At 35.2% G+C, this 15,991-nt stretch carries 20 protein-coding genes, 1 rRNA gene and 1 pseudogene; 12 read left to right on the top strand and 10 right to left on the bottom strand.

Features of this window, described 5'->3' with window-relative positions; translation table 11 throughout:
* Positions 1-6: 6 nt before the first annotated feature.
* Both rrf and BTR25_RS24520 read left to right on the top strand, forming a co-directional pair.
* Positions 7-123: ribosomal RNA gene (gene rrf, locus BTR25_RS24525) — 5S ribosomal RNA — on the top strand.
* Positions 124-423: 300 nt separating this feature from the next.
* Positions 424-609 (top strand): DUF2187 family protein, encoded by a 186-nt coding sequence (locus tag BTR25_RS24520; protein WP_075690603.1) that lies wholly within the window; start codon positions 424-426, stop codon positions 607-609.
* A 285-nt stretch (positions 610-894) separates the two neighbouring features.
* Here BTR25_RS24520 and BTR25_RS24515 read toward each other — a convergent pair whose 3' ends face one another.
* On the bottom strand, positions 895-1,305 hold the full coding sequence (locus BTR25_RS24515) for a GNAT family N-acetyltransferase (RefSeq protein ID WP_075690602.1): 411 nt from the start codon (positions 1,303-1,305) through the stop codon (positions 895-897).
* Positions 1,306-1,417: 112 nt separating this feature from the next.
* On the opposite strand from BTR25_RS24515, the gene pdxR reads away from it, so the two are divergent.
* The 3 genes from pdxR (at position 1,418) to BTR25_RS24500 (ending at position 5,012) form a co-directional block, all read left to right on the top strand.
* On the top strand, positions 1,418-2,821 hold the full coding sequence (gene pdxR / locus BTR25_RS24510; protein WP_075690601.1) for a MocR-like pyridoxine biosynthesis transcription factor PdxR: 1,404 nt from the start codon (positions 1,418-1,420) through the stop codon (positions 2,819-2,821).
* A gap of 61 nt (positions 2,822-2,882) precedes the next feature.
* Positions 2,883-4,082 carry an MFS transporter gene (locus BTR25_RS24505; RefSeq protein WP_075690600.1) on the top strand — a complete coding sequence of 400 codons (1,200 nt, stop codon included), beginning with the start codon at positions 2,883-2,885 and terminating at the stop codon, positions 4,080-4,082.
* A 138-nt stretch (positions 4,083-4,220) separates the two neighbouring features.
* Positions 4,221-5,012 carry an HAD family hydrolase gene (locus BTR25_RS24500; protein ID WP_075690599.1) on the top strand — a complete coding sequence of 264 codons (792 nt, stop codon included), beginning with the start codon at positions 4,221-4,223 and terminating at the stop codon, positions 5,010-5,012.
* A 72-nt stretch (positions 5,013-5,084) separates the two neighbouring features.
* On the opposite strand, the gene BTR25_RS28575 is transcribed toward BTR25_RS24500, so the two are convergent.
* Complete coding sequence (locus tag BTR25_RS28575; protein ID WP_303046871.1) at positions 5,085-5,219, bottom strand: hypothetical protein; 135 nt, start codon at positions 5,217-5,219, stop codon at positions 5,085-5,087.
* Positions 5,220-5,488: 269 nt separating this feature from the next.
* Here BTR25_RS28575 and BTR25_RS24495 point away from each other — a divergent pair, with 269 nt between their 5' ends.
* Entirely contained in the window at positions 5,489-5,767 is a 279-nt protein-coding gene (locus tag BTR25_RS24495) for a hypothetical protein (protein WP_075690598.1), read from the top strand.
* Positions 5,768-5,909: 142 nt separating this feature from the next.
* Here BTR25_RS24495 and BTR25_RS24490 read toward each other — a convergent pair whose 3' ends face one another.
* Both BTR25_RS24490 and BTR25_RS24485 read right to left on the bottom strand, forming a co-directional pair.
* Positions 5,910-6,098, bottom strand: coding sequence for a hypothetical protein (locus BTR25_RS24490; RefSeq protein ID WP_075690597.1), 189 nt, complete (start codon positions 6,096-6,098; stop codon positions 5,910-5,912).
* A gap of 16 nt (positions 6,099-6,114) precedes the next feature.
* The gene (locus tag BTR25_RS24485; RefSeq protein ID WP_075690596.1) at positions 6,115-7,467 is read right to left on the bottom strand and encodes a YheC/YheD family protein; all 1,353 of its coding nucleotides are present in this window, start codon (positions 7,465-7,467) and stop codon (positions 6,115-6,117) included.
* Positions 7,468-7,763: 296 nt separating this feature from the next.
* Here BTR25_RS24485 and BTR25_RS24480 point away from each other — a divergent pair, with 296 nt between their 5' ends.
* Positions 7,764-8,231: a DUF2062 domain-containing protein gene (locus BTR25_RS24480; RefSeq protein ID WP_075690595.1), complete on the top strand. Its 468-nt coding sequence runs from the start codon at positions 7,764-7,766 to the stop codon at positions 8,229-8,231.
* Between the two features lie 63 nt (positions 8,232-8,294).
* Here BTR25_RS24480 and BTR25_RS24475 read toward each other — a convergent pair whose 3' ends face one another.
* The gene (locus BTR25_RS24475) at positions 8,295-8,744 is read right to left on the bottom strand and encodes a S1 domain-containing RNA-binding protein (RefSeq protein WP_075690594.1); all 450 of its coding nucleotides are present in this window, start codon (positions 8,742-8,744) and stop codon (positions 8,295-8,297) included.
* Between the two features lie 223 nt (positions 8,745-8,967).
* On the opposite strand from BTR25_RS24475, the gene BTR25_RS24470 reads away from it, so the two are divergent.
* Positions 8,968-9,900, top strand: coding sequence for a D-2-hydroxyacid dehydrogenase (locus BTR25_RS24470; RefSeq protein ID WP_075690593.1), 933 nt, complete (start codon positions 8,968-8,970; stop codon positions 9,898-9,900).
* Between the two features lie 91 nt (positions 9,901-9,991).
* Here the strand turns inward: BTR25_RS24470 and BTR25_RS24465 are convergent, their stop codons facing one another.
* Complete coding sequence (locus tag BTR25_RS24465; protein ID WP_075690592.1) at positions 9,992-10,582, bottom strand: guanylate kinase; 591 nt, start codon at positions 10,580-10,582, stop codon at positions 9,992-9,994.
* A 327-nt stretch (positions 10,583-10,909) separates the two neighbouring features.
* On the opposite strand from BTR25_RS24465, the gene BTR25_RS24460 reads away from it, so the two are divergent.
* The gene (locus BTR25_RS24460; protein WP_075690591.1) at positions 10,910-12,355 is read left to right on the top strand and encodes a DEAD/DEAH box helicase; all 1,446 of its coding nucleotides are present in this window, start codon (positions 10,910-10,912) and stop codon (positions 12,353-12,355) included.
* Positions 12,356-12,416: 61 nt separating this feature from the next.
* On the opposite strand, the gene BTR25_RS24455 is transcribed toward BTR25_RS24460, so the two are convergent.
* Positions 12,417-12,854, bottom strand: a complete 438-nt coding sequence (locus BTR25_RS24455; protein WP_075690590.1) for a GNAT family N-acetyltransferase — start codon at positions 12,852-12,854, stop codon at positions 12,417-12,419.
* Between the two features lie 29 nt (positions 12,855-12,883).
* Positions 12,884-13,597, bottom strand: coding sequence for a class I SAM-dependent methyltransferase (locus BTR25_RS24450; RefSeq protein ID WP_075690589.1), 714 nt, complete (start codon positions 13,595-13,597; stop codon positions 12,884-12,886).
* Between the two features lie 171 nt (positions 13,598-13,768).
* Here BTR25_RS24450 and BTR25_RS24445 point away from each other — a divergent pair, with 171 nt between their 5' ends.
* Positions 13,769-14,557 (top strand): DUF2268 domain-containing putative Zn-dependent protease, encoded by a 789-nt coding sequence (locus BTR25_RS24445; protein WP_075690588.1) that lies wholly within the window; start codon positions 13,769-13,771, stop codon positions 14,555-14,557.
* Positions 14,558-14,604: 47 nt separating this feature from the next.
* Here the strand turns inward: BTR25_RS24445 and BTR25_RS24440 are convergent, their stop codons facing one another.
* The gene (locus BTR25_RS24440) at positions 14,605-14,862 is read right to left on the bottom strand and encodes a hypothetical protein (protein WP_075690587.1); all 258 of its coding nucleotides are present in this window, start codon (positions 14,860-14,862) and stop codon (positions 14,605-14,607) included.
* A 281-nt stretch (positions 14,863-15,143) separates the two neighbouring features.
* Between BTR25_RS24440 and BTR25_RS24435 the strand changes: the two genes are divergently transcribed.
* Positions 15,144-15,344: a cold-shock protein gene (locus tag BTR25_RS24435; protein ID WP_007083691.1), complete on the top strand. Its 201-nt coding sequence runs from the start codon at positions 15,144-15,146 to the stop codon at positions 15,342-15,344.
* A gap of 129 nt (positions 15,345-15,473) precedes the next feature.
* The gene (locus BTR25_RS24430; RefSeq protein ID WP_139311331.1) at positions 15,474-15,701 is read left to right on the top strand and encodes a hypothetical protein; all 228 of its coding nucleotides are present in this window, start codon (positions 15,474-15,476) and stop codon (positions 15,699-15,701) included.
* Positions 15,702-15,771: 70 nt separating this feature from the next.
* On the opposite strand, the pseudogene BTR25_RS27285 reads toward BTR25_RS24430, so the two are convergent.
* Positions 15,772-15,885: pseudogene (locus tag BTR25_RS27285) on the bottom strand (YqcI/YcgG family protein); the annotation flags it as partial.
* Between the last annotated feature and the right edge of the window lie 106 nt (positions 15,886-15,991).

The following is a 15,991-nucleotide window of genomic DNA, read 5'->3' as shown; positions in this document are numbered from 1 at the left end:
TAATAGTCTGGTAATTAAGGCGAGAAGGTCACACCCGTTCCCATACCGAACACGGAAGTTAAGCTTCTCAGCGCCGATGGTAGTTGGGGCAGGCGCCCCTGTGAGAGTAGGACGTTGCCAGGCAAATGAGACAATCCTTAATGGGGGTTGTCTTTTTCGGTAGAGTAACGTCTCTATATATGCATAGTGACCTCTTTACCAACAGTATAGGGATCACTTAACTTATAGTTGTGCTAAGCGACCTCTTTGTCAAAGCTTAGAGTTGAACAGACTGATAGACGAAATAAGTCATCTATTTTTAAAAAATACACTTGAAAATGCAACAGGTCTTGTTATTCTTAGGATAGGTATAAAAAGCTTCAATACWCAGCAGAATAGTATTTCTTTTACTAAAAAAGGTTATTATAAATTTGAGGTGATTAAATGGCTACTGCAAAAATTGGTGACGTTATTTCCTTCAAAAGAGATGGGAATAAATACGAAGGTACCGTTACTGGTATTAGAGAAAATTCTGTTATGGTTCATTATGGTTTTTCGAAAGATAAGGATGAACCACTTACAACAGTTGTAAATCATAAAAACTACAAAATAACAAAATCAAGCAGTTGAAAAAAACTAGCGTGGAGAATGCTCCAGGCTAGTTTTTTTGATTAAACTCCTAGTCCAGCCTGGTATAATTTATTCATTGACATTCATGATATCGATTGATGCTGCAATAACTACTTAAAAAGAAAACTATAAGTTATTAATCGGGAGTATAATCATGGAATAATTACGCGAAGATTGGTGATATATTTACCATCGAAAGACCCAAATGGAGGGGTTAATGGACAGGAAAAGAAGGTGATGTTTTATATATCTGAGCATCACCTATACATTGAATGGATATTGTGATTATTTCTTTCTAGGAATGATAAATCCATTTTCAACTTTTTCAAAACCAATCCTTGGATAGTAATCCATCGCAATAGGCGAGGAAAGTAATAAGAGTGTAACTTCATCCCCAATTTGATCTTGTACCAATCCTACTAATTCTTTACCAATACCTTGTTTTTGATATTCCCTATTAACGGCTAAGTCTGATAAATAACAGCAATAGCTAAAATCAGTAATAGCTCTAGCTGCCCCAACAAGCATACCACGGTCCCATGCTGTAATCGTGAGGTCAGCATTTTCAATCATTTTTTGCAAACGTGATAAGTCATCTGCAGGTCTATTTAGACCTGATTCTTTGAACAGCTGAGATAATTCTTCTGGCTTAACCATTGCATTCAGCTTAAATTCTACCTTCTCTGAAAAATTCATATAATACCATCTCCCTTTACTTTATATCCTAATTATAAAAAAAAACTGATATGACCAAAAGGGTCAGTTGCGGTATAATTAAGCATGCCAGTTTTAAGGGAGGGCAGTGTTCATGTTGGAGATTACCTTTAATTTTGATTACTCAAGAGTTAATCCGTTGTATTTTCAGCTTTATTTGTACTTTAAACAAGAAATACTAGCTGGAAAAATAGACCCAGGGGTAAGATTACCATCAAAAAGGAAGCTTTCACAGCATCTTGGAATCAGTCAAAATACCATTGAATCAGCTTATGGACAATTATCAGCAGAGGGATATATTGAAAGTATTCCTAGAAAAGGTATCTTTGTTAAAGAATTAGATCAAGATTTGCTAACAAAACATACCTCACCCTCTCGAATAGTTCAAGAAAGAATGATGGAAGCTGAGGAATATCGGATTGATTTTAGCCAGGGAAAAATTGCACTTGAACATTTTCCTTACTCTATATGGAGGAAGTTAACCTTACAGAGTTTGTATGAAGATGAGAATTCGTTATTCCTAAACGGCGATCCTCAGGGTGAGCTTTCGTTACGAAAAGAAATTGTTAATTATTTATATCAGTCGCGAGGAGTAAGATGTTCTCCTAGTCAAATTCTAATCGGTGCAGGTACACAATACTTACTTACTCTTTTAACATCGATTATCGGCAGAGGTTCCATTTTTTCAATGGAAGACCCAGGCTACCATCGAACTAGGGAAGTTTTTAAAAATCAGGGTGTGTCCTTAAAGCCCATACCACTAGACCAAGAAGGAATCAACATAAATGCTTTAATTAAAAGTAAAGCAAATATCACTTACGTAACACCTTCACATCAATTTCCAAATGGAATGGTTATGTCGATTGCTAGGAGAATGGAATTATTAAAATGGGCAGATGAAGAGGGTAAATATATTATTGAAGACGATTATGATGGAGAATTCAGGTATAAAGGGAAACCTATTCCTTCCTTACAGGGACTTGACCATAATGGAAAGGTGATATATTTAGGTACATTTTCAAAATCATTAATAGCTTCGATTAGAATTAATTATCTGGTTCTTCCCATTAGCTTACTTGATCAATACAATCAGCACTTTACCGTATATAAACAAACTGTTTCCCGATTGCATCAACATACGCTTTGGCTATTTATGAAGAATGGTTATTGGGAGAGGCATCTTAATAAAATGCGAACGGTATACCGAAAAAAGCAGCATACACTAACCAGCTCTATTGAAAAGTATATGGGGCGAAGAGTAACCATCCATGGTGATGATTCGGGCTTACACATATTACTTACTGTTAAAAATGGCATGTCTGAAAAAAGCCTTATTGAACGAGCTAAGGAATATAAAATAAAAGTGTACCCAACTTCGATTTATCATGTGCTAGATAAATCCAATAGAGATCCTCAAATTTTATTAGGTTTTGGCGGTTTAACCGGAGAGGAAATGGAAGAAGGAATCTGTATGTTAAAGGAAGCATGGGAATTATAAAGGTATCGGTCAGAAAATAAATAAAGGTATATTTTGATATTTTTAAGTTAGGGGAAGTGGCATGATAAAGGGATCTTGGAAAGCTTTATTTTGGATTAGCGTGGCAGAGCTATTTGCTTTAAGTTTATGGTTCAGCGCTTCTGTTATTGCTCCAGAACTTGCTGAGGTTTGGCATCTAACAAATTGGTCAGTGGTTTGGCTCTCGGCGGCTGTTCCTTTAGGCTTTGTGTTAGGGGCATTATTTAGTTCTTATTTTGGTGTGGCAGACCGTTTCAACCCTAGGAAAATTTTCGCAATCAGCATTCTAATTGGAGCGTTATTAAATGGGATGCTTATTTTTGTTCATTCAGCTTTTCTTGGGATTTTATTAAGAGTTTTAACTGGGGTAACGCTTGCAGGGGTGTATCCTACAGCGGTAAAACTACTATCTCAATGGTTTCCCAAAAAACGAGGATTTGCGATTGGAAGTTTAATTGCAGCATTGACATTAGGATCTTCATTACCACATTTTGTGGTTATGTTCTTTAGCTCATTAAATTGGAAATTAGTTATTATGTGTTGTTCTGTTTTGGCACTTTTTTCAGCAGTAATTGTAAACTTTATTTTACAAGATGCGCCAGTAGCAGAAGGGAAAAATTCCTTTTCATTTAAATTAATAAAAAGGGTAACCTCAAACAAACCAGTTATGCTTGCTAATTACGGATACTTTGGTCATATGTGGGAATTGTATGCGATGTGGACATGGCTCCCAGCTTTTTTAACAGCCAGTTTTATGCGTTATTCGCCCGAAGTATCACCATGGTTTATTGCATTATCATCGTTTGTTTCCATTGGGTTAGCTGGCGGTATAGGCTGTATTTTAGGTGGTTTGGTCGCAGATAAAATCGGCAGATCCCGATTAACAATTATTTCTTTGAGTATCAGTGCAGCATGTTCACTTGCTATTGGTTTTACATATGGGCAGTCAATTTGGATAACGTATCTCCTCGCAATAGTATGGGGGATTTTCGTCATTGCTGATTCTGCCCAGTTCTCGGCGGCTGTTTCGGAATTTGCAGATATGGAATACTTAGGGACCGCCTTAACCTTCCAAATGTGCGTCGGTTTTCTAATTACGATTATCTCTATCAATCTAGTTCCTATCCTCCAAACAAGGGTTGGCTGGGAATGGGTTTTTGTTCTCCTAGCGATAGGGCCCGTTTTAGGGATTATCTCAATGATAAAATTTAACAAATACGAGATAGGTAAAATTAATGGCTGAAATACAGAAATAAGTTTTAGTATATTCTTTCTAGTCTAAAAATGATAAACTATAAAAATATATAAAGTGAAACTTCCATCAGTGGGGGGTCTTACTACCCGTTAACGCGGGATAAAAACAGGTTAAGGTGAGGTTAAAATGATAAAAGCTATTTTTTTTGATTTAGATGACACACTGCTCTGGGACCAAAAAAGTATAAAGGAAGCGTTTGTTGCAACCTGTAAGGTAGCAGAAGAAAAGTATGGACTAGATCCGAGCTTATTAGAAGAAGCGGTGCGTGAGGCAGCTAGTAAGCTTTATGCTTCCTATGAAACATACTCCTTTACACAAATGATAGGAATCAATCCATTTGAAGGATTATGGGGGAATTTCTTAGATGATCATGATGATTTTAGAAAAATGAAAGAAATTGTCCCAACTTATAGAAGGGAAGCATGGACTGCTGGTTTAAAGACAATGGGGATTGATGATCCTGAATTTGGTCACGAGCTGGCTGAACGTTTTCCTTTCGAACGAAAGCGTCTGCCATTTGTTTATGAAGAGACTTTTGCCATTCTCGATAGTTTGAGAGGAAAATACCAACTTCTTCTATTAACGAATGGTTCACCTGATTTACAGAATACAAAACTTTCTATTACTTCTGAGTTGGTTCCCTACTTTGACCAAATTGTAATCTCAGGTGATTTTGGTAGAGGCAAGCCAGACCCAACGATTTTTGAGCATGCTTTGACACTTGTGTCACTTGATAAAGATGAAGTGATTATGGTTGGAGATAATCTAGTGACAGATATCCTAGGTGCTAACAGATGTGGGATTAAATCAGTTTGGATTAACCGCCATAATAAAGAACGTAATGAAGTAATCCCTACTTATGAAATCAACCATTTAGAGGAACTCCATTCAATTTTAGACCAGTTAAATCAACTTTGATTCTAAGTTTAATCTATACCAAACGCAAAAAGGGCGGGAAATCTCGCCCTTTTAATTTATAAGGTCTTTATCTTAATTTTTCTTTCCAGGGTATTTTAATTTCATTTCTGCTTCACTCATATTAGGATTTCTTCTAGGAGTACTTTTATTAAGTGACTTTTTCATCTCAATATTTGCATCGTCATTAGTGTTGTACCTTTGATCCATGTTTGTCCTCCTTTATTGTAATTTCCTTTAGTATGGTACCGAATAACCAAGTTCATTCCGACCCTTTTCATCATTCATTTTTATTCATTAGGTCATCCTTGTTTCCATATACATTCAATAAGGGATATTTCATATGTTTGTATTCCTAACAGAAGGATTGATACTGCCCTGATATCTGCCTATAATGAGAACTAAACTAAAAAAAGGAGGGAGGAAACCTAAATTTTCTTCAATCTTTAATCATTTCACCAACAAAAGGAGTGAGTTAGTTGATAAATAGTCACAGTGGTGTGTCCGTTTTTCTAACCAATTTTGAAATCTTCTCAAAATGGAATGGAGAAAAATATTACCTTACTCTAGAAACCGAAAATCCTAAGGGTGCCTTAACCATTTTAAAATCTAAGGATGGTCGTTTTTTTTACCATAGGAAAAATGACCGTTATTGGGATATAAAGGAGATACCCATTGAAACAGGTATTTTAATGGATGTAATATGGGCATATAGGGTGGCCATTAATGAATCGATAAAAGGTATTGTTGTTTCCTAAACTAAGTATTATGTATTTTCCCTCCATGTTCCTCTAGACAAGTGCCTGCCAAATTAACTCCATTTTTTTCGCTCAGTTTATCTTTTGAAAAAATATATTAGGACTAAAAGAAACTGACGATTTTTATCGTCAGTTTCTTTGTCTAACTCATCATTGCTAAATCTAAGGTCAATACTTCATCAATGGTTTTAACTTGTGCACCACGATAGGAGTTAACAATGCCATTTTCATATGTTTCAATAGTCCCTACCTTCCGGTAAATTCCACCGATGACTGTATTTTGATCTTGTTTTAGTAATAAGCATTGTTCCCATTTTCCCAAGTTGTTCAAAAGCTTCAATCCCTTGTTAATCAAATTGATCTGGTATTTCTAAGTTGTTAGATGAGAGGTTAGAGGGGGGTTTTGCGCTAAGCTTAGCATTTTGTATATCCCAGAATATTTGATTATTCTCCAACCGATAAAACATGGACAGGTTGGGATTGTAATTGCCTTCAATGATCCATATTTCTCCCTTTCCTGAAATTCCAATATCAAAGCCAACTATATCAATGGATGGTATATTCTCTTCCAAATGTTTTACAGCATTCATACAGCATGTGTTTATCTTTTCTTCAATTTGTCTTGGTTCAAGATAGGAAATACTTGACTCATGAAGAGCATCCTCCAAAAAGTATAGTTTCTGAGCAACATTTGTAATGAAGTATCCCTCGTGAGCGACTTTTACAATTTTGGCCATTACAGTCCAGCTAGAATGGATTTTTTGTACAATAACCCTTACATCAAATGGACAATAGTTAATTAAAGCCAGTGATACTTTTTCTTGGATTAAGTAATAACGTTTATTTAGGTAGTTTTTTTCAATAAATTGATAAGCTTCATTTATTGAAGATTTCTTCCACTTTCTCCTTCCTGTGTGGATTTCACATATACTAGAATTAATTAATGAAACTTTTACGATGCCAATACCTTCTTTACCAACACATGGTTTTACGATTACTTCATGATATTTTAAAAGATATTCCTTAAACGTATGTTTCGTGCATAAATCTGTTTTAGGAACATAGGATGATATCTCGTCAGATTTACTAAAAATTTGGTACTGACTCCATTTACTATTTGAATAATGCAGGATCGTATCATGAATCCATATTTCCCCTTGTAAGTCACACGAGATTTCGAATACTATACAGTGACAATTTGGGTAGGATGTCCCAAGTTCCGCTGCTGTTAAAAGAATCAAATCTTCAATCGTACTACGGAAATAAGTATAAGAAATATTGTTTAGAAAAGATTGTTCAACTGCTGTTTTACCCTGGATAAGCCATTCTGCTAAAGGAGTTGGACGATAAACACTGATATAAAAACTAAAGGGACTTGGTGATGTCAAAGAGGATATACCTTGTTGAATAATATAATATTTTTGTTTTAACTGGGTTTTTAGGAGATAGTGGTAAATTTCTTCTTTATCAAGCATTGTATCTGAGGTTGAATTAGTTCCTACCTTAAACCGGCCCTTATATGAATAGATATGGATTTTCTCTGGTCCAAATACTGGCTGAATGACAACGGATTGATATTCATCCAAATAGGAGTGCAAGGAATATTCAGTTAACAATTCTCTTCTTAATAGATAATTGGAAATACTTTTATTTTGTTTTAGAATTTTATATTGGCCTAATCTTCCGGTACTGGCCTTCACCGTTCACATCTCCCTTTAAGGTTTTTTCTATAGATTTTTAAAGAAACCGAGTTCGCATTCACGCTGACTACGCAAGGACAAATTAATCCTATATTTATCCTTCTTTCGATTAGCATACTATACTATAGTAAATGGCGAATAAATTGGAAGTGTGTTTGTCCTATTGTGCAAGTCCAAATTAAATAGATATTTTCTATTTTGGCAAAGTTAATTGATTACAGTTGGGTTTTAAGTTAGCCTCTGATTGGTTAGTGGTTTATAATTATAAGGATACCAATATGAATATAGGTGAATAGATGAAGTTGCGACGTAGAATAAAATATTACCTTATCCGATTATTCCGCTTAAAGGCTAGCCCTCATCAAGTGGCGATGGGCTTATCGATCGGTTTCATTCCAAATTGGCTTCCGACATTTGGATTGGGCCCAATGTTCTCCATCGCACTTGCAAAAATTGCGAGAGTTAATTTAATTTCTGCTTTTATAGGTGGTGTAATCGGTGCTCCATTTTGGCCGATTTTCTTTCTGTTAAATTACAGAGTAGGGGGGCTTTTTATTAACAAACCTCTAAAGGTAAATGAACTTGAGGATATTGAATATATAGAGGTGGTAAATGACACTGTCGGCAGCTTGCAATCTGGGAGTCTGCAGTTTATTGCGGGTGCCTCCATTAATATAGTGATATCTTCTTTTCTGATTTATCTACTTGTTTTTCTGCTTTTTAATAAATATCGAGTTAGTATTTTAAATAAATTAAAATTGTAAAAAAGCAAGCCAATTTAGGCTTGCTTTTTTACATCTATATCATACAAAAACCTAATGATTTGATTATCCGCGTCTTCCGCCTCTACCGCCGCGTTTTGTCTCGGTATTTCGCTTTAGACTAGATAAGTTTTCTTCACTTGCTTTTAAGAATTTAGCCATTTTATCTTCAAAATTTTCCTTTGGTTTGAAGGTGGTTTTTGGACGGAAGTCTTTGGAGTTTCTAGTATCTCTTCCTTGGCGCGGTGGGCGTCCTGAAAATGAAGATGTTTGTCCCTCAGGCTTATCTATAGCCTTTTTGATCGACAAGGCAGTTTTCCCGTCTTTTTCACTAATTACTTTTACTTCAACTTGGTCGCCTACTTTAAGATGATCATTAACATCCTTTACATAGCTATCTGCTACCTCACTGATATGCACAAGACCTGTGGTGCCACCTGGTAATTCTACAAATGCTCCGAAATTAGTGATTCCTGTTACTTTACCTTGAACCTTGCTTCCTACTTCGATCGACAAAAAAATTTCCCCCTAAATAATGTTGATAACACTTAATTTTAGCATGTTTTGAAGTGAATTTCAATTTTTTCTACAATAATCAATAACTAATGTTGTAAATAATTATAGATAAAGAACTCGATAAATTCAATCTTGATGAAGGAATCTCAATTATATTGTAAACTTGTTATAACGGAAAGCAACTGGTAAATCTTTGTATAAATTTAGAATGTAGGTGTATAAAATGAATATTAACAATATCTTAATTGTCAGTCCCATGGTGAAAGACCTAAAACGCTTAATTGAAAAAGAACAGATAGATAAAAAAACCCGTTACTTATATGAAGAAGAGTTAAGACGGGAAGATCTTGAATGGGCTGATGCTTTAGTCGCGTTTAATTTAAAAAAAGATTATGATTACAGTTTAGTTAGTTGGGTACATTCGCTAGGTGCGGGAGTTGATCGATTTTTATATAAGAAGGTTTGGAACGAAAATGTTGTATTAACAAGAACGGTTTGTTCATTTGGAAAAAGAATTGCCGAGTACTGTCTGAGTTACATACTTAAAGATCTTCAGTTTCATAATCAGTTCAAGGAGCATAAGAGGAGTAAGAGCTGGAATCCTATCACACCTAAATTATTGAAGGAGCAGAAGGTGCTTGTTTATGGGACAGGTGAAATAGGACAAATGATTGCCAAAATTCTTTCTTTTATGGGTGTTGAAGTATTTGGAGTATCTTTAAGTGGACATCATAAGGAATATTTCAAAGAGGTAAAAACATTTGATTCCCATCATAACTTTTTAGCAGATATGAATTACATCGTTAATACACTACCATTGACCGAACAAACAACCAATCTATTTAATGATGACATCTTTAAAAGCTTAAGGAATGCAGGATTCATTAATGTCGGCAGGGGGGCATCTTTAGATGAGCAAGCATTATTGGATGCATTAAATCAAAATCATCTCAGATTTGCTGTACTTGATGTATTTTCACAAGAACCTCTTCCAGAATCACACTCCTTCTGGGACCATCCTTCGATCATATTGACACCACATATATCGGCAGTTACAACACCTGAAGAGGGGGTATCATGTTTTTTAGAAACACTAAAAAATATAGAAGAGGATAAACCACTATTAAACCAGGTAGATGTCAAAAAAGGATATTAATGATTTAATTTGATATTGTAAGAAACTAGAATAAAAAAAGACCATTTGATCGAATGCAGCATGCACCGAAACGAATGGTCTTTTTTAACTTTTAATAGTCAGTAACAAATCGATTTCTGTCAAGGTAGGTTTCAATTACTTCACTTACCTGGAAGGAAACCTGCGGTGAGTCATAATTTTCAAAAACATGTTCACAATTATTTTTATACTCCATGGTTTCATCGTAATGCATCATATGGCGATTAATATCAGCTTCGCTATCTTGACGTGCTTTTTGTCTGTTGATAACAGTATCGCGGTCAGCAAAGATGAAGAAGCGCATGACTTTGTCACCATACATTTGCTTCAATTTGTCAGTGCCTTCAGGATTCAGAGTTAAGTATACAAGATTATGATTTTCAAATGCTTTAACTATGTCTTGTTCACGAATTCCGTAATAATTCCCATGAATCTCAACACATTCAAGAAATTCCTGGTTATTTTCCATTTTTTTGAAAGTCTCTTCATTTACAAAATGATAATCCTCACCATTTTGTTCATAGTGACGGGGTGAACGTGTAGTATAAGAGAGGACAGTCTCCATATCAAAAGCTGTAGCAACCATCTTTGCAATGGTTTTTCTCCCGGATCCATCTGGACCTGTGTAAATAAATAATTTTTCCTTTTCTTTGAACTGATACATAGATTACCTCCTGTTAATTAAATGTATTTAAAAGTAAAAAGTGAATATCTCTAGTTATGGAGTCTTGGTTGAAAGGGAATAAATTCATTATATCAGATTTCTTAGTAGGAGTTTGACTTTTCTGATATTTGACTGTGTCGAATTGCTCATAACAGTTCATATGTCATAAGCTCTCCTTAATTATACAAATTATGACAATGCAGTTAAATAAAAATCTATTTTCCTACTATATCATATATAATGGACATATTCAGCTTTTGTATATGATTTTTTGATTGTGAGAATTCTATAAATGAGTCGAATAATCTAAGAAAATGAGGTTAGTACATGAAAGAAACAAGTTTTGAGGAGTTTAATTTAAGTGATGAAATAGCAAGAGCTCTTGCTATTTTGAAATATGATACCCCTACAGAGGTACAGGTAAAAGTAATACCAAGAGTATTAAATAATCTAGACCTTGTGGTGAAATCTCAAACGGGCAGTGGGAAAACAGCTTCCTTTGCGATTCCCATTTGTGAAATGATTGAGTGGGAGGAAAGAAAGCCACAAGCTCTAATACTAACACCAACACGTGAACTAGCGGTACAAGTTCGGGATGATGTAACCAACATCGGTAGATTTAAACGAATAAAGGCAGTAGCTCTATATGGAAAGGAACCATTTACAAAGCAGAAAGAAGAATTAAAACAAAAAACACACGTGGTAGTTGGAACACCAGGCCGTGTAATTGACCATATTGAAAGAGGAACGTTAGATTTAGAGCAAATAAAATACCTTATTATCGATGAAGCTGATGAAATGCTCAATATGGGGTTCATTGACGAGGTTGAAACCATTATACAAAGTATTTCAGAAAGCAGAGTAACAATGGTATTTTCAGCCACCTTACCAAAAGATGTGGAAGCACTTTGTCATCAATATATGAAAAACCCGTATCAAATAGAACTTGCTTCTACTGGGATCACAACGGATACAATTGAACATCGTGTGATGAAGGTGAGGGAAGAAGCAAAGATTTCTTTGCTTAAGGATGTTACGGTTGTTGAAAACCCAGAGAGCTGTATTATTTTTTGTAGAACAAAGGAAAACGTCGATACTGTTTATAGTGAATTAGAAAAATCCGGTTATTCATGTGAACGATTGCATGGGGGCTTAGAACAAGAGGACCGGTTTGCTGTAATGGATGGTTTTAAGACGGGAAACTTTCGTTATCTAGTGGCAACGGACGTTGCAGCTAGAGGAATTGATGTTGACAATATAACCTTGATTATCAACTATGATGTTCCAATGGAAAAGGAAAGTTATGTTCACCGTACGGGCAGAACAGGGAGAGCAGGCAATAAGGGTAAAGCAATTACCTTTGCTACGCCATATGAAGATAAATTCCTTCATGCGATTGAACGTTATATTGGATTTGAACTTTTAGAAATGAATGCTCCCTCACCACAAGAGGTGGCGGAGAAGAGAGAAGATTTCGAGGAAAAAATTAGCGGTCGTCGAGTTGTTCGGAATAATAAAACGGCAAGAATCAATAAAGATATTACAAAGCTCCACTTTAGCGGCGGGAAAAAGAAAAAGCTCCGGGCAGTAGACTTTGTGGGAACGATTTGTACGATTCCAGGAGTAACAGCAAATGATATTGGAATTATTAACATACAGGACCAATTAACCTACATCGATATATTAAATGGAAAAGGAGCATTGGTACTGCAGGCTATGGAAAACACGCCAATTAAAGGTAAAAAGTTGAAGGTCAGTAAGGCCAATAAGTAATCTAAAATAGGTCCTAGAGAATTTAGTTCTCGGGACCTAATTATTTCTTATCGTATTGCTGCTAAAGCTTCTTTGCCATTAAGCTGGAAACATCTTCAAAACCAAGCTTATGATATAACTTTTTTGCAGGATTTCCAGCATAGACATTTAACTGAACTTGTTTACAGCCAGCAGCTTTAAAATGATTGAATACTGTTAAGCATAATTTATTTGCGATTCCTAGATTGCGATAGGGTGGGAGTACATAAATTTCGTTAATAAATCCGATTGGTTCATCTGAATTATTATCAATCATATCCATGATTCCAACCCATCCCTGAATGACATTTTGTTTTGTGTAAACAAGATAATAACCGCCATTCGATAAAAAAGGACCTAATAAGAACTTTGCTTTTTCTTGACTTGGTTTTACAAAACCCATTGTAGACTCTTGCATCACTATAAGTGAATAGTTCAATATCTTTTGTGTCTCCAAATACGTTGCCTTTCTAATTGTCATTTTCTTTCCCCCTTGACTAAATTTTGCAGTTATACATTGCAACGAAATAGTCTATAACCTAGAGCATCCTCGTATCCCTTTGTTAGTTTCTCGTGTTTTTCAAGAATATCAAAAAGATCTTCACTAATATCTTCTGAAAGGGAGAAATCAACAGCATTTTCAACTTCTGGTTCTTTAAGAGCGTGCTTGAATTTTTCAATGTTTATTTTTTCAAAGCCTGCTTCTTTAAAATAACTAGCCCATTCTTTTTCAGTAAGAAGTTGTGAGACTCCATAAAATTGCTTGATTGTTTTTACTTCATCCTGCTTAAGTGGTTTTTCAAGAACCATTTCAATTGCAAGCAAAACACCACCTGGCTTTAAAACTCTTTTGTATTCATGGATAGCCAGTGGTATTTCTGTAAAAGATGTTACTGATTCCGAGAGGATGAAGTCGAACCAAGTATCACCAAAGGGCAGGTTTTCAGCCTTTCCATATTTAACTTCAATCGGTAAACCTAGCGATTGAAATCTGTTTTTTGCCTTTTCTAACATAATCTTATTATAATCCAAAGAGGTTACCTTACATTTGAACTGTTCTGCCAAATAGGCCGAGGTTTGCCCAGTTCCACAACCAACGTCTAGAATCGATTTTCGTTCATCAAGCTTTTCTTTCGATAATACTTGCTTTGTTAGCTTAAGACCACCAGGGTGGGCACCACCCACCCCAAATATAGCTAAACAATCTAGGTATGTGTAATCCAATTCTTATCACCCTAACTATAGATTAACTGCATTATAATATGTAGATTAGGAAAAATGGTTCATTTTTTAAATTTGAATTGAGCTTCTTTAACTAGACTCTGAAATTGCAAAATGAAACTATTCTTAGTAGTCAGCATACTCTATTCTACAGGTTTATGAGAGGTGCTGAAAATGAGCGTTATAAGAACAGATAGATGGTTAAATGACCTTTATCATCAGCCAATAGAAATTTGTGAAAAACTAAGAGGTTACTTTGGTGATGCTCAGGCTTTCGAAATTTATGATTACCTTTCTATGTATGGTATGTATAGCCCCATGGAAAGTGGAAAAGTGATAGTAAACGAATTACAGAGAAAGAAAGTTTGGGATACGATTCATACAGAAAAAAAACTGCTTCAAAAGAACTGGGCTGGACCAAGTGTCCCGATTTTTATTTTTCCATCAGATACCGAAAACCCGATGATAAAACAAAACTTTAATGGAAAATCAGGCTTGTCTTTTTGTGATAAATTATTTTTATTCTTGTCGGCGGATAATGGGGAAAAGGAAATTAGGTCCTTATTTACTCATGAATATAATCATGTATGTCGTTTGGTACATTTTCAAAAAAAGGAAGAAGATTATGTGTTGCTCGATACCATTATTTTGGAAGGGTTAGCAGAATTTGCAGTGAATGTGCGTTTTGGAGAAGAATATACTGCCTCCTGGACGTCGTATTATTCAGATGTGGAGCTGGAAAGTATATGGAATAGGATAATTTCACCAAATAAGGATTTGTCAAAATTCGATCCAAGACACCAAGATCTATTGTTTGGTTTAAGACGATACCCTAAAATGTCGGGTTATTGTGTGGGGTATTATTTAGTGAAAAAATATATAGAAAATAACAACCAATTGAAGATTAAGGATTTGTTGAAAATTGATTCGGCTATAATTGCAAAAATAGACTCGAAAATATAGATAGAGCCAGTATGAATTTATGGCTCTATCTAATAATTCTGGACTTCCTACCAAAAGAAGAATGGTAATAAAGCTAAAGATGCAATGGCACCTAATGCAACTCCCCATCCAAAGCCCCAGCCGCCGCCATACCATCCATATCCAAACCCGCCAAGGTTTCTACGTCGCCCTATTGGTTGTAAATAAACCTGGTTCATACCAACTCTTTGAATAATACCTCTGTGTACTCTTCCGTCACGTGTTCTGATTTCAACAGCTCTTCCTTTGTACTTTTGACATAAAGCATAATAATTTCCTGCTGACATTTGTTCACCCCCATATAATCTCAAAGCTTATCCCAGTATATGTACAAATACTGGATTGGTGTGGACAAACTTACTATGATAAACGCGGATATCAATATTGTCATGGACTAAAAAGTGACTGACTTTAGAAATTCTATTTGCTTTTATTGTTATTGTCTGTTATATTTAAAAAGAATTATTTTTGTTTGTCAGTTGGCTTATAAAGTGAAACACTTTCTGTCTTGAGAACTGCGCAAGGATAGTACCAAAATGTGTGCACAGCACACGAGGAGGAAACAACAATGGAACAAGGTAAAGTAAAATGGTTTAATGCAGAAAAAGGATTCGGATTCATCGAACGCGAAGCAGGAGACGATGTATTCGTACACTTCTCAGCTATCCAAAGCGAAGGCTTCAAGTCTCTAGACGAAGGTCAAGCAGTTACATTTGAAGTAGAACAAGGTCAACGTGGACCCCAAGCTACTAACGTTCGTAAAGCATAATAATTGACCAATAGATAAAAGACTCTCATTGAGAGTCTTTTTTATTTTGTTTTACTTTTAGGAAAATGAATAAATAGTCTCCCCTAGTAAAATCTAATCATAAGAAATTCATGTAAGAGGGTGTTGTAAGTGAAGCAATATGAAATAAATAACATGATAATCGATGATGATTTTGCTAGTGAAGAGTATGTAACAGTGGAAGTTAGTCATGACCAGACAAATTATAGCATTACCTTTAAAAAAGGTGATCTTGAGGTTATCAATAGCTGGGTTTTCAAAAATGGTTCTTCTATTCCTGCATATTTACCAGAAAAAATAATTGAATTAATTAGAGAAGATGTAAAAAAGGAAATGTAGTGCAAGGGAGTTGCGACTATCCTATATCTACTTTAAAAAGCACAAGAAAATCTTGCGCTTTTTTATTTTATCAACAATCTTCAACTAACTTGTTCTTCATGTATTGAAAAGGACATTTGGATAAGGTAGTGGCATCATCTCGCAAATAATATTGTCTCCATTCGTAATTGTCGCCTTTTCCATAGCAGTTCTTTCCCATCCTCTTAATAAAATGAGGTAAATATGAACTTATTAAAGGATTGTGAGAAAACTTGTTGAACTAACCTAGTAGAAATAAAATCAAAGAATAT

The organism is Bacillus sp. MRMR6, from assembly GCF_001940785.1.
GTDB lineage: Bacteria > Bacillota > Bacilli > Bacillales > Cytobacillaceae > Neobacillus.
Note: the sequence above shows the minus strand (reverse complement) of the source record. Positions and strands in the feature narration are given on the sequence as shown.